Here is a 13,576-nt window from a genome sequence, read left to right as displayed (position 1 = left end):
ATCACCCCCAAACTTCCCTGCATAGACTTGGCAACCCCTTGGGCGACTGCAAGAACCGCGCCCTGCTGCCGATAAACTTCTGATGCGCTGCCCGGTCACAACCTTGAGATCGGTCAATCCAAACGCTGCAAACAAGAGCATGCTGTGCCTGGCTGCGCGATTTCGATAATGGATGGTGATTCCCTCGATGGACTTCAAAGACTATTACAAGATTCTCGGTGTGGAGCCGACCGCGGACGATAAGGCGATCAAGGCCGCCTATCGAAAGCTGGCGCGCAAATACCACCCCGACGTCAGCAAGGAAAAGGACGCCGAGGCCAAGTTCAAGGACGCTTCGGAAGCCTATGAAGCGCTGAAAAGCGCCGACAAGCGCGCCGAATACGACGACTTGCGCAAATACGGCCACCACGGCCAGCCCTTTCAGGGCCCACCGGGTTGGCAGAGCCGTGGTGGTTTCGGGGGGGGTGGTCAGGACACGGGCGATTTCTCGGACTTTTTCAGTTCGATCTTCGGCAACCGGGGTCCGGGTTTCGGTGGTGGTGGACGGTCGGGCCATAGCGCTGGACGTCGAGGGCAAGACGTGGAAATGGAATTACCGGTTTTTCTGGAAGAAACCCTCTCGACCGAATCGAAGAAAGTCAGCTTCCAGGTGCCGCATTACAACGCTGCCGGCCAGCATGTCAGCAACACCAGTAAAAGCCTGAACGTGAAGATCCCCGCCGGGGTGACCGACGGTGAGCGCATCCGCCTCAAGGGCCAGGGCGCTCCGGGCATCGGTGGCGGACCCAATGGCGACTTGTACCTGACCATCCGTTTCGCGCCGCACCCCAAATTCGACGTCGAAGACGAGAACCTGATCATCACCTTGCCGCTGGCGCCGTGGGAGTTGGCATTGGGTACCGAAGTGGCGGTGCCGACCCTCACCGGCAAAATCAACCTCAAGGTTCCGGCCGGCAGCCAGAATGGCCAGCGCATGCGCGCCAAGGGCCACGGCCTGCTGCACAAGCATGGTCACCGCGGCTACCTGTTCGTGCAGCTCAAGGCAGTGATGCCGAAAAAACTCGACCATGACGTCAAAGAATTGTGGGAGGAACTGGCGAAAAAAGCCGCTTTCAATCCGCGAGAGAATTTTTGATTCCGAGATAGAGATAAGGAGGAGCCAATCATGAGCGAGCCCGTGATCGTTCTATTGGATCTGGCAGAATTCTGTGAGGCGGCCGAACTCTCGGACGTGCATGTGATCGAGATCGTCGAGCACGGCATCCTCGAACCTCAGGGAGCACAACCCAAGGATTGGCGCTTCACCGATTATGAGCTGCTGCTGGCCAAGCGCGCTGCCAAGCTGCGGCGCGACCTGGAGCTGGAATGGGAAGGCGTCGCCCTGGCGCTCGACCTTCTGGAAGAAGTCCAGCAACTGCGGGCGGAGAATCGAATGCTCAAGCAGCGGTTGGGGCGGTTGGTGGTCGAGTAGTCGTTCTGGTGTTTTTGTGTTGCCCTAGAGGTCGCTTTCGCGAGCAAGCCCGCTCCCACAGGGGATTTGCGGCGTACACAAATCAAATGTGGGAGCGGGCTTGCTCGCGAAGAACGATAACGCGGTCTACCGCCGTCAGACCTTCCTGGGCAACACCACGGTAAACAACGTGCCATCAGCCTCATTGGAGCTGACGTCGATCGTCCCTTGATGGGCCTTGACCACTTCCTTGACGATGAACAGCCCCAGACCCAGGCTGGTGGTCGACCCGTTGAGTTCTTCGTCGGCACTGCGTACCAGCGGATCGAAAATCGTGGGGAGCGCCTCGGGTGGAATCGGCGTACCGTCGTTGTGTACGGTGAGCCGAACGCTGTCCGCTTCGCCCCTGAGGGTCAGCTTGACCGCGTTGTTGCTCGAACCGTGTTGCAAGGCATTTCCGATCAGATTCTGCAGCATCTGATCGAGCCTTCGGCCATCCCACACACCTTGGGTGTCGCCTTCGATGCTCAGTCTCGTATCGCATTGCGGATGAGCGGCGCAGGCCTGGGCAATCGCTTCACGCGCCGTATCGGCCAGATCCATGGGCGCCGGTTCGATTGGCAGGCTCTTGCCCAGGCGACTGCGGACCAGCTCCAGCAAATCGCTGACCATTGCCGCCATGTGGCGGGTGCCCCGCTTGATGTGGAGCGCACAGGTCAATGCATCGCCCTCAAGGTTGGTTTTACGCATCAGTATTTCGGTGGACATGCTCACCGCTTGAAGCGGTGCGCGCAGGTCATGGCCAAGAATTGCCAGAAAAATGTCCCGGGAATGATTGACCTGCTCGGCATAGGCCGCCGTGGATTCGGCCAGGGCTTCGTCGATGGCTTCGTTGAAACGGATCATGTCCTGGAAATAGGCCAGGTCCGGCGAGTCCAGGCTATTGACCCACAGGCGGATCACACACGCGCGCAAATGGCGAAACTCGCTAGTCATCTGCACCAGGTCGAAGCCCACGGCATGTCGCAGCTCACCATGGCTGGCGCCGGCTTCGTCCAGGCTCGGGGTTTTCTCCGGTCCTTCGCCGCGTGCCTTGGCGGCTTGTTCGGTGGGTGTCTGGGGTTTGCACATGTCCCGGGCCGCGGCCAGCAGTATCGACCTGGCATGGTCACGCAACGCGTGGCTGTCCATGGCATCGGCGGCCGGGGTGATGGTTTTGGCGAACTGCTCCCACTCATCGACGATGCGATCAATGTGTAAGACGATGAATTCGGATAGACGCATGGCGGTTACCTGAGCATGAGTCGAAGGACAGCGAGTCGAAATAGTAGCCTCTTTGACGGGAAAAGCATGACCGCTCATGCACAGGCATAAACAGCCGGTAATCTGGCGGTATGTATGTATCGAAAACGCCTTGATTTTTGATCTGTCCGGGCGCTTTCAGCGTGTTGCCAAGCAGCTATTTGGACTTTTGTTTCAGACGCTGGCGAATAAGCTGTTGGCTCTTTTCCTCGGTTTAAAGTGATCGACCAATGACTGACTTGCATGGAAGCAACTCGATAGGAACCACCGAAACATCACCCGCCGACAACACCGGCATTCATTACCAGCGCGTTCTGGACGTGATACCGGACGCCCTCAAAAACGCCTCGCCAACGAGGTTGAAAACCCTTGAAACCCTACAACCCCAAATACCCGAATGGTATGGCAGCGCGCGGGAAACAGATCGCCACTACCTCAAGCAATTGATTGACGAGCGCTGGCGCTTGCAAGGCGTTCTGGACAAGACCCTGGGACACTTGCAGCACGACATCGATGCGTTTGCCGAGCCGTTGCTCGACGCGCTATTGCAGTCAAACTTCAACACCACCGCAAAAGCCAACGAGCTGAGCGTGGAACTTGAAGTGCCCAGCAAGATTGCCTTTGTCATCGATAACGGCGCCACGCGTGTGCGCAAATCCACGTTGCTGGAAGCGGCATTGCACAACTTCGAGGCGTCTGAAACCGCTGAAGACGCGTGGCGTAGCGGTTCAAGCGTTTACCGCAAGGACCCGCATGGCAGGCTTGCGCAGATGCCGGAAATTCCCCTGTCAAGGTTTGCCTCCCTGTGCCGGGATCTGGACATTGGCGGCCAGTATCAGAAACACATCAAGTCTATCCTGCTGCCCGACACCAGCAAGGCGCAGCAGACCTTGCAGCGGGATTCGATTGCCAGCGAGAAAGCGGCTTTTCATTTGGCATCTCTGATCGCCCGGCTAAAGGGCGATATCAGTGCTCACGCTTACGTCAAGCTGCGAGACATTCAGGAAAGCCGCGCCGATATCAGCCTGTACGACCAGCCGTTGCGCTGCCATCGTCTATCGCTGATGGGTTTCCGGCTGACCGGTATCGTGTTGTTCAGTGCGGTCAGCGAGCCCTCAAAGGTCAAGCGAGCTGTTGAAGCGTTGACCTCCGACAGCCTGAAGTTCTGGCTCGACTGGTCGCGGCGCATTCCGGTGTTGCCGGGGCACGAATACGAGCAGTACAAGCTGTTGCAGGCGTTCTTTGCCAATGGCCCGCAAGGTGTGGCCGACCAGATGCTGCGCAACGAGGAGATCTACCAGCAGAGCCGTTTGTCCGGCCCGGTGATCGCTTATGTGCCGGATGACCCGGATCATCCACTCAAGGAATATCCATCACTGACCGCGTTCATGAAAACGCTGATCGGCCAGTTGCGCGATACCGAGTACCAGGCCTGGTTCAGCCGGTTCGTGGCCCACAGGGACAAAGGGCATTTTTTCGCCCGGATCAATGAACGCCTCACGACCTTTACCTGGCACCAACGCGAACCGCTCGACATGGGGCCGTGGTGGCGTGAAACGGCGGTCGAAAGTCCAAATGCCGAACCGATCACCACTCTGATCACCGGCGATCTCTGGCTGGCGTTGTTTTTCGAGCTGCGTGGTAAAGCCATCGCCGACGCCCGCCACATTGCCGTGCCCACCGACGATGAGGATGCGACAGCCCGCTTCAAGCGCTTGACCAGCTACCTGTCGATCGGCTGGAACATTTTCAATTTCGCCGCGGTGCTGGTGCCGGGCCTGGGTGAAGCCATGCTTGGCGTCATGGTCGCGCAAATGCTCGCCGAACTGGCCGAAGGCGTCGAAGACTGGAGCAAAGGTGACAAGGAAGAGGCCTCGGCGTACCTCAATGGCGTATTGATCAACTTCGCGCAATTGGCGCTGATGGGGGCCGGACATGTCTTGCCGAGCGGGGGGCCGACACCGATCAAGGTTTCGCCCTTCGTCGAAGGGCTGAAACCGGTGGAGGTAGCCGGCAAACAGCGCTTGTGGAACCCGCAACTGGGCCCATATGAACATGCCGTGACCCTGCCGGGGGACGCACCGATCAGCGAGCACGGCCTGTACTCGCATCAGCAACAGTACTTTCTGCGGCTGGAGGACAAAACCTACAGCGTGAAACAGGACCCGACGACCGGACAGCATCACCTGCAACACCCAACCCGCGCCGATGCTTATCAGCCGATGCTGGAACATAACGGTGCCGGTGCGTGGAAGACTGAACTCGATCAGCCGCTGGAGTGGGACAAAAACCGCTTGCTCAAACGCATGGGGGCGGCAACAGAGGGGCTTTCCGACGAGCAGCTCGAGCAAGCGCTGGTCGTTAGCGGCGTGCACGAGAACGTGCTCAGGCGGATGCATGTGGAACACGAAACCCCTCCGGTCATGCTGCTCGACACGCTCAAGCGATTCAAGGCCCATGCCGACGCGGCCGCCTGTGAACAACTCATCCTCGATGGTCGGATCGGTGAGGAGTGGGCCGCATTCGTCCCGCGGTTCATGACTGAATTGCCAGGTTGGCCCGAAGGCAAAGCCATCGAAATATTCGAACGGGCGGACGGGACAGGTGCATCGGTCAAAGAGAGGCTACGCGGATGCGCCACCGGCGCAGACGTTAAAAGTGACGCAGCAAGACCTTGTCGCTGGAGAACTGCCCGAGCGCGTGGTGGATTTTCTTGATGAGAAGGCGCTGCGTGAGGTGATTGGCCAATGGCTGTCCGGTGAACGTCAGGCGCGAATCGATGCTATACGAGCGCTGCTGGCGAAAGAGGCGAGCAAGTCCGGCAGAAGGCTTTTCGACAACCTGAACGCACTTCGCGAGCGCACGGACAATCCGTCGGTGCGATTGCTCAAAAGAGACTATCCACAGCTCACGACCGGCATGGCCGAAGACCTTCTACAGCATGCCCAACCTTCCGACTTGCAGCACTTGAGTGAAAAGCCGCGCGTGCCCCTGACACTCGCGCAACAGGCGCGGGAAGCTGAGCGCCAGGTGCGTCTGGCGCGTGCTTATGAGGGGCTTTACCTCGATGAGCTGCATACCGTCGACAGCGACCGCCTGGCCTTGCACACGCTCAAAACCTTGCCGGGCTGGTCCACGGATCTGCGTCTGGAACTTCGTGAGTATTCCGCCCAGGGTACATTGCTCGGCAGCATCGGTGCGCAGAGCGCATCAGAGCGCAAGGTGCTGGTGATAAGGCCGGACGGAAAGTATCAGGCGCGGGATGGGCTCGATCAGCAATTGCACGGCGACGACTCGTTTTATGCCGCCATGCTGCACGCATTGCCCGACCGCGCGCGTGTCGATCTGGGGTTCCAGATTCATGACGATGCCCGTTTGGAACAAACGATCAAGGCTCACCCGCTTAGCCGTGACCGACTGGCACCGATCCTGTTGGAAAACCCGGCCCTCAAACCCGCTTACGATCCGGCCGTCATGCGCTTGCGCGGCGGCATGCAAGGCTACGCGCAGCAAGTGCCGCGCGGGATGGGGTTGCGGCGTCGGGTGCAGTCCCTGTATCCGGGCTTCGCGCCCGAGCAGGTCGAAACGTTGCTGACGCGGTTCACGGACAATGGCGGTTCGGTTCATCAGCGGCTGAACGTACTGGAGACCGAGTTCAATCAATTGAACCGGGCATTGCGACATTGGGTGGAGTCACCGACCGCTTCTTTTCGTTTCAGCAAAGCGGGAAGGTTGGAGGTGCAGGCGCGCGAGCGGCTCTACAAGGCAATTCGACAATGCTGGCAGCGAACCGGCCCTGCCGGGGTGGAGGCCCCGGGTGTGGTACTGCCACAAGCATTGAACCTGGACAATTTCCCGATGTTGCGTCAACACCTGACGAGCCTGCCTGAGCTGCAAGCCAACTTCGACCACGTCACCAGCCTGAACCTGCGCGCGGGCGAACTTGGCGACGAGCAGATGCCCTTTCTGAAATCGTTCCGCCGTGTCAGGTACCTCAATCTGCAGGACAACCTGCTGACCACCGTGCCGCCAGCGGTCAGCGACATGCCTCATCTGACCAATCTGTTCCTCAATGACAATCGCATCGAACTGGATGCCGAGGCAGTGGGTCGTCTGAAAAACCTGACACGCCTGCAATCCTTGGGGCTGCGCAACAACCCGCTGAAACTCGTCCCGGATATCAGTCGGATGCCGCGCCTGCAAATATTGCTGCTCAATGGTACGAGCCTGGACAGTTGGCCCATCGGCCTGTTCGCCCAGCCGCGGCCGCGCAATATTTTTCTCGATCTGCGCCAAAACCGGATCAGCGTCATCCCCAAAGTCGCGCCCGGTTCGTTCCGTGCCGAGTTGTTGGCCAGGACGCTGCTCAGCCGCGAGCCCGAGTGGATCGAGGTGCAAGACCTCGAGACCCTCAAAATGTACATCGAGTCGGTCGGCCTGGATCCCGAGCGTGAATATCCGCCCCGAGGCACGGTGGACAGCGCGGACTGGTACGCGGGCCTGACCGAACGGCAATGGCAGCTCAAGCAGCAAGCCTGGGATGAAGTCGAGGATGAATTCGATTCGCTGAAGTTTTTCGATGAAATACGCAAGCTCACGATGTCCGCCGACTTCAAGGCCGGAGGGGCCTATCAGGTGGATCTGACGGCCAAGGTCTGGCGAATGATCGAAGCAATGGCCCGCGACGGTGATCTGCGTGTCAGGCTGTTCAACGAGGCCATTGCGCCCACCCAATGCGTGGATGGCGGCACGCAATTGTTCAATGCCATGGGCATGCAGGTGTTGATCCAGGAAGCCTATGCCTTGCAGCGCGCGGATCTGATCGAGGCGCAGTTGCTGGAGTTGGCGCTGGGCAAGTCCCGGCTCGATGAACTCGGGGCAATCGCCCGGCACGCAATCGTGGCACGAGTGGCGGCCGGCGAGCGCTTGCTCGGCCTCGATGATCTGGGGAATGTCACTGGCACTGTCGACGAAGTGGAGGTGCATCTGGCTTATATGACCGATCTGGCCGAGCGCCTCGACCTGCCGTGGCAGGCCCGGGGCATGCAGTTCCGCACTATCGCCGGGGTCAGCAAAGCGATGATCGACGCGGCGTTCGAGCGGATCGTGGCGCTGGAGGAGGCGGATTTGCTGGCGGAGCGGATTCTTGACCAACCGCTGTGGCGAACCTGGCTGGAGTCTGAAAACCGTGAAGAAATCGACGTTTTGACCAGACCGATCGACGCCCTCTCAGAGTTGCAGGATGCGTTGCACCGTCGGGGTCAGACGGTGGATCTGGAAGCCAAGGCTGCTCTGGAGGAACAGGTCCAGACGCTTTGCGGCGAGCTGGACAGAGACGAAAACGAATTCGCCAATGGTCGACTTCTGAGTGACGATGCCTACGCTCAGGCGCTGAAGGATATCGACCAGCAGATCCGGCAACGGCTTCTGACGCTTACCCGACAAGCGATGGAACGTACCGGATTGCAGCGGCTTGGAATTTCTCCCGGTCAGTAAAGACTGAAAAGGACAAAGCCTCGACCTTGGGAATCGAGGCTTTTTTTGTCTGCAAAACTTCTGTTTCGCGCTTAGGTGCCCAGAGAAACGTCAACATTATCCAGCGCCCGATTCACCGCCCATTCACTCAGCATGATGACTTGCTGAAGCGTCAACATTGCGTTGCGACTCGCCCCTTCCAACATCCCGGCAAACTCACTTGCCATCACACTCGCCGATGCCAATGACTCACTCGCATGGGCCAACAGTGTTTCATTGCGACCATCACTTCCCACCTACCGAAAAAAAACCAACGAAACGCAAGGGCCAGTTCTTCAGCGTCTGCCCGGGCGTCAACACCGAATCACTGCTGGCCAACGCCTCGGAAGACCTGCTGTCCATCAGTGCCATCGCCGCCGACCTCGCCGACCATGTGCAAGGCTCAAGCCGCTCCGTTCCCTGGCACTCAGCCGCATGGCCGATGGCGTGCATTTGCTGGTGGATAAAGCGCTGGATCATCTGGATGGACCGGAAATGGCGGCAATAAACGCCAAACAAACCAACTGACGAAACCTGCGCTCGACAGCTGCTACAGAGCCGTACGCAGGCAAATTCAGAACAGGAAGTAGCGCTGCGCCATCGGCAATACGTCCGCTGGTTCGCACCACAGCAATACGCCGTCGGCCTTGACCTGATAGGTCTGCGGATCGACATCGATATTCGGCAGGTAGTCGTTGTGGATCAAGTCGGTTTTCTGCACCTCGCGGCAACCTTTGACCACGGCGATTTTCTTCTTCAAACCCAGGGCTTCGGCAAGCCCGGCCTCCTGCGCAGCCTGGCTGATGAAGGTCAGGCTGGTGGCATGCAACGAGCCGCCGTAGCTTGCGAACATCGGGCGGTAATGCACCGGTTGCGGGGTCGGGATCGAGGCGTTGGCATCGCCCATCAGGCTGGCCGCGATGGCGCCGCCCTTGAGGATCAGCGTCGGTTTGACGCCGAAAAACGCCGGACGCCAAAGCACCAGATCGGCCCACTTGCCGACTTCCACCGATCCCACTTCATGGCTGATGCCGTGAGTGATCGCCGGGTTGATGGTGTATTTGGCGATGTAGCGTTTGGCCCGGAAGTTGTCGTTGCCTTCGCCATCCTGGGGCAGCGGGCCACGCTGCCTTTTCATTTTGTCGGCGGTCTGCCAGGTGCGCGTGATGACCTCACCTACGCGGCCCATGGCCTGGCTGTCGGAGCTGATCATCGAGAAGGCGCCGAGGTCGTGGAGGATGTCTTCGGCGGCAATCGTCTCGCGGCGGATGCGGCTTTCGGCGAAGGCCACGTCTTCGGCAATGCTCGGGTCCAGGTGGTGGCAGACCATCAGCATGTCGAGGTGTTCGTCGATGGTGTTGCGGGTGAACGGTCGGGTCGGGTTGGTCGAACTCGGCAGTACGTTGGCAAAACCGCAGGCCTTGATGATGTCCGGGGCATGGCCGCCGCCGGCACCTTCGGTGTGATAGGTATGGATGGTGCGGCCCTTGAAGGCGGCGAGGGTAGTTTCGACGAAGCCGGACTCGTTGAGGGTGTCGGTGTGGATCGCCACCTGCACGTCGAACTGGTCGGCGACGCTCAGGCAGTTGTCGATGCTCGCCGGGGTGGTGCCCCAGTCTTCGTGCAGCTTGAGGCCGATGGCACCTGCCTTGACCTGCTCGATCAACGGCTCCGGCAGGCTGGCGTTGCCCTTGCCGGTGAAGCCGATGTTCATCGGGAATGCATCGGCGGCCTGAAGCATGCGCGCCAGGTGCCATGGCCCGGAGGTGCAAGTGGTGGCGTTGGTGCCGGTGGCCGGACCAGTACCGCCGCCGATCATGGTGGTGACGCCGCTCATCAACGCTTCTTCGATCTGCTGCGGGCAGATGAAGTGGATATGCGTGTCGATGCCGCCGGCGGTGAGGATCATGCCTTCGCCGGCGATGACTTCGGTGCTGGCGCCGATGGCGATGGTGACGTTGGGTTGGATGTCCGGGTTGCCGGCCTTGCCGATTGCGGCGATGCGCCCGTCCTTGAGGCCGACGTCGGCCTTGACGATGCCCCAGTGGTCGATGATCAGGGCGTTGGTGATCAGGGTGTCGACGACTTCGGCGGCCAATAATTGGCTCTGGCCCTGGCCGTCACGAATGACTTTGCCGCCGCCGAATTTCACTTCTTCGCCGTAGGTGGTGAAGTCCTGTTCCACTTCGATCCACAGCTCGGTGTCGGCCAGACGGACCTTGTCACCGACGGTGGGGCCGAACATGTCGGCGTAGGCTTGTCTTGAGATTTTCATGCGCTTGCCTTGGGATTCAATTGTGTTTGAGACCGCTCGCGTCGCTCGCTATCGCAGCCTCGCTCCGCTCGACAGCTCCTACAGGGGAATCGTGTTTTCCTGTCTATCGCGTTTCCCCTGTCTATCGCATTTTCCTGTTCATCGCGTTTCCCCTGCCTATCGCGTTTTCCTGTTCATCGCGTTTTCCTGTAGGAGCTGTCGAGCGAAGCGAGGCTGCGATCTTTTGATCTTTAATCGAGGTCGCCCATGACTCTTCCCGCAAACCCAAAAACCCGACGCAACCCCGCCAGTTCGACAAGCTCGACCTCGCGGCTCTGCCCCGGCTCGAAGCGTACGGCGGTGCCGGCGGGGATGTTCAGGCGCATGCCGCGGCTGGCGGCGCGGTCGAAGGTCAGGGCGTCGTTGGTTTCGAAGAAGTGATAATGCGAGCCGACCTGGATCGGCCGGTCACCGCTGTTGGCCACCTTCAGGCTGAGGGTGCGGCGGCCGACGTTGAGTTCGATGTCGCCGGGCTGGATCTGGTATTCACCGGGAATCATCAATGGGCTCCTTGGAGAATCTTGTAGTAAAGGGCCGTCGGTTTGTAGCGGCCGTTCGGGTCGCAGGCGTAGTCGGGGATTTCGCCGGCGCGGGTGTAACCCAAAGCCTTGTAGAAGTCTTCGGCAGGGGAGCCGGCTTCGGTGTCGAGGTAGAGCATGCCGCGTTTGTGTTGGCGGGCCGCGAGCTCAACCGCATGCATCATCTGTTGGCCCAGACCACGACGACGGGCGTGTTCACGCACCAGCAATTTCTGCACTTCGGCGCGATTCAGCCCATTGGCTTTCTGGCACAACGTCAATTGCACGCTGGCCTGTACCTGTTCGTCCTTGACCACCACCCAGAGCAGCACGTTGCCTTTGTTCAGGTTCTCCTGGACTTCATCGAAATAAGCTCGGGCCTGGATCGCATCCAGATCCGCCATGAAGCCGACACTGGCGCCATAGCCGACGGCGTCGAGCAGCAAATCAATCAGTCCCTGACGATAGTGCGCAAAGCTTTCAACATTGACGCGGCGCAATTGGGCGGCGTTCATGGGGTATCACTCCTTGTGGGAACCGGGCGGCATTGCGCCCGGGTCGAGGATCAGTTGCATGAAGGTCAAGTCCAGCCAGCGGCCGAACTTGGTGCCCACCTGCGGCATTTGGCCGGTGACGACAAAACCGGCCCGGTCGTGCAGGCGGATCGAGGCGCCGTTACCGCTTTCTATGGCGGCGACCATCACGTGTTTGTTGCAGCCTTTGGCGCGTTCGATCAGCACTTCCATCAGTTGCGGCCCGAGGCCATTGCCCCGCTGATCGTTGCGCACGTACACCGAGTGCTCGACCGTGTGGCGGAACCCGTCGAACGGGCGCCAGTCACCGAATGAAGCGTAGCCGAGTACGCTGTTATCGCCGTCGACGATCACCAGCACCGGATAACCCTGATCTTGCCGGGCGCTGAACCAGGCCTGGCGGTTGCCCAGGTCCACGGCCTGTTCGTTCCAGATCGCCGTGGTGCTCCGCACGGCGTCGTTGTAGATGTCGCGGATCGCTGGCAGGTCGGCGAGCAACGCATCGCGGATGTGGTAAGTCATGGCGCGACCTCAGGCGATCGGTTGGTGAACGGTGACCAGTTTGGTGCCGTCGGGAAACGTCGCTTCGACCTGGATCTCCGGGATCATTTCCGGGATGCCTTCCATCACTTGTTCGCGGCTGAGCAGGGTGGTGCCGAAATGCATCAGCTCGGCCACGGTCTGGCCGTCACGCGCGCCTTCGAGCAACGCCGCGGAAATGTAGGCCATGGCCTCCGGGTAATTGAGCTTCACGCCGCGAGCCAAACGCCGCTCGGCCACGAGGCCAGCGGTGAAGATCAGCAGCTTGTCTTTTTCGCGTGGGGTCAGGTCCATCGTTTGGAATCCATATTTGGCAGAATGAAAATCTAAGGTCTTGCACTCTTTTGCAGGCGCTATGCAGGCGCTATGTAGGAGCTGTGTAGGAGCTGTGTAGGAGCTGTCGAGTGAAACGAGGCTGCGATCTTTTGATCTTGATCTTTTTCGGCACCGCCAAAGATCAAAAGATCGCAGCCTCGTTTCACTCGACAGCTCCTACGGTTCCAGGTTCCAGGTCCCAGGTTCAACAGGGTGGATCATGTTCAGGTGCTCCATATTCTGGGCGCAACGGCTTCGCGGCCGAGCAATGCTGGCCTGAGCAACCGCCACAAATCAATCAGCCAACCACGTGCCAACAGCGCCTCACCAGCCAGGCATCGAGCCACCAAAAGCCCCGGCAATTGCGTCAGATCTCCGCGCACGTCATTGCTCAGCGAGCGACACTTCTCCAGCAATTCGCTATCAATTTCACCCGTCACCAGCAACGTCGCAAACACCGGTTGGCCGTCCAGCCCTATCGGCGAATCCAGCAAACCATCATTGCCGACAATGCGCTGGCGTTCATGCCAGAGCAACTGGCCGTCGCGACGGATATCCAGGTGCGCCTGAAAATGCCCGAGGTCAAAGCGTTCGCCACTGGCCGGGCGACCCAGCGCCACCACGTCCCAGTAGAACAACCGCGCATCCCCCTCAAGGTTGATGCGGGTACTGAGTTCCGCCTGAGCGTCGCTGAAGATAATCGTCTCTTGCGGCAGCCATTCCAACGTAGCACCGGCGGCCACGCGCAGGTCGAGTTTCTGATAAGCCGGCCCTGCCGCGCGATACCACTTGGCGGCGCCGGGGCTGGTGATTTGCGCCCAGGCGTTCGTGCCGACGCTGGCCGAGATGTCCAGCCGATCACCACCGGCAATCCCGCCCGGCGGGTGGACGATGATGTGCTGACACACCTCGGGGCCTTCGGCGTACAGATGCTTCTGCACCCGCAGCGGGCCTTTGTGGCGGCGCTGCACCGGGCGCGTGCTGTCGCCGAAACGGGCGTAGCCCAGATCCAGTTCGGCATGCCAGCTGGGGGTGAACAGCGTGATAGGGGCAGGTAAATTCATAATTTCAATTAATCGCCAGGAAGCTG

Annotated in this window: 11 protein-coding genes and 2 pseudogenes; 5 read left to right on the top strand and 8 right to left on the bottom strand. The window is 59.9% G+C overall.

Annotation, left to right across the window (positions count from 1 at the left end):
- Positions 1 to 187 precede the first annotated feature (187 nt).
- Both ABH909_RS00610 and ABH909_RS00605 read left to right on the top strand, forming a co-directional pair.
- Positions 188 to 1,135, top strand: a complete 948-nt coding sequence (locus tag ABH909_RS00610) for a DnaJ C-terminal domain-containing protein (RefSeq protein WP_429429693.1) — start codon at positions 188 to 190, stop codon at positions 1,133 to 1,135.
- A gap of 30 nt (positions 1,136 to 1,165) precedes the next feature.
- Positions 1,166 to 1,471 (top strand): chaperone modulator CbpM, encoded by a 306-nt coding sequence (locus ABH909_RS00605; RefSeq protein ID WP_429429691.1) that lies wholly within the window; start codon positions 1,166 to 1,168, stop codon positions 1,469 to 1,471.
- Positions 1,472 to 1,606: 135 nt separating this feature from the next.
- Here the strand turns inward: ABH909_RS00605 and ABH909_RS00600 are convergent, their stop codons facing one another.
- Positions 1,607 to 2,734 carry a sensor histidine kinase gene (locus ABH909_RS00600; protein ID WP_429429689.1) on the bottom strand — a complete coding sequence of 376 codons (1,128 nt, stop codon included), beginning with the start codon at positions 2,732 to 2,734 and terminating at the stop codon, positions 1,607 to 1,609.
- 248 nt (positions 2,735 to 2,982) lie between these two features.
- On the opposite strand from ABH909_RS00600, the gene ABH909_RS00595 reads away from it, so the two are divergent.
- Positions 2,983 to 5,469, top strand: coding sequence for a dermonecrotic toxin domain-containing protein (locus ABH909_RS00595; protein ID WP_429429687.1), 2,487 nt, complete (start codon positions 2,983 to 2,985; stop codon positions 5,467 to 5,469).
- Entirely contained in the window at positions 5,411 to 8,248 is a 2,838-nt protein-coding gene (locus tag ABH909_RS00590) for an NEL-type E3 ubiquitin ligase domain-containing protein (RefSeq protein ID WP_429429686.1), read from the top strand. The genes ABH909_RS00595 and ABH909_RS00590 overlap by 59 nt, the downstream gene beginning before the upstream one ends.
- Before the next feature lie 71 nt (positions 8,249 to 8,319).
- On the opposite strand, the pseudogene ABH909_RS00585 reads toward ABH909_RS00590, so the two are convergent.
- Positions 8,320 to 8,508 (bottom strand): annotated as a pseudogene (locus ABH909_RS00585) (DUF6124 family protein); the annotation flags it as partial.
- On the opposite strand from ABH909_RS00585, the pseudogene ABH909_RS00580 reads away from it, so the two are divergent.
- Positions 8,472 to 8,794: pseudogene (locus ABH909_RS00580) on the top strand (DUF6124 family protein). The pseudogenes ABH909_RS00585 and ABH909_RS00580 sit on opposite strands and share 37 nt — an antisense overlap.
- A gap of 46 nt (positions 8,795 to 8,840) precedes the next feature.
- Here ABH909_RS00580 and ureC read toward each other — a convergent pair.
- The 6 genes from ureC to ABH909_RS00550 form a co-directional block, all read right to left on the bottom strand.
- Complete coding sequence (gene ureC / locus ABH909_RS00575; RefSeq protein WP_429429684.1) at positions 8,841 to 10,541, bottom strand: urease subunit alpha; 1,701 nt, start codon at positions 10,539 to 10,541, stop codon at positions 8,841 to 8,843.
- A 230-nt stretch (positions 10,542 to 10,771) separates the two neighbouring features.
- Positions 10,772 to 11,080 carry an urease subunit beta gene (locus tag ABH909_RS00570; protein WP_429429682.1) on the bottom strand — a complete coding sequence of 103 codons (309 nt, stop codon included), beginning with the start codon at positions 11,078 to 11,080 and terminating at the stop codon, positions 10,772 to 10,774.
- Complete coding sequence (locus tag ABH909_RS00565; RefSeq protein ID WP_429429680.1) at positions 11,080 to 11,613, bottom strand: GNAT family N-acetyltransferase; 534 nt, start codon at positions 11,611 to 11,613, stop codon at positions 11,080 to 11,082. The genes ABH909_RS00570 and ABH909_RS00565 overlap by 1 nt, the downstream gene beginning before the upstream one ends.
- Positions 11,614 to 11,619: 6 nt before the next feature.
- The gene (locus tag ABH909_RS00560) at positions 11,620 to 12,153 is read right to left on the bottom strand and encodes an N-acetyltransferase family protein (protein ID WP_429429678.1); all 534 of its coding nucleotides are present in this window, start codon (positions 12,151 to 12,153) and stop codon (positions 11,620 to 11,622) included.
- Between the two features lie 9 nt (positions 12,154 to 12,162).
- Positions 12,163 to 12,465: an urease subunit gamma gene (gene ureA, locus ABH909_RS00555; RefSeq protein ID WP_007907366.1), complete on the bottom strand. Its 303-nt coding sequence runs from the start codon at positions 12,463 to 12,465 to the stop codon at positions 12,163 to 12,165.
- Positions 12,466 to 12,710: 245 nt separating this feature from the next.
- Positions 12,711 to 13,550, bottom strand: coding sequence for an urease accessory protein UreD (locus ABH909_RS00550; RefSeq protein WP_429429676.1), 840 nt, complete (start codon positions 13,548 to 13,550; stop codon positions 12,711 to 12,713).
- Between the last annotated feature and the right edge of the window lie 26 nt (positions 13,551 to 13,576).

Source organism: Pseudomonas sp. BS3782 TE3695, from assembly GCF_050435305.1.
In the GTDB taxonomy this organism is placed as follows: Bacteria; Pseudomonadota; Gammaproteobacteria; order Pseudomonadales; family Pseudomonadaceae; genus Aquipseudomonas.
This window is presented reverse-complemented; position numbering and strand designations above follow the sequence as displayed.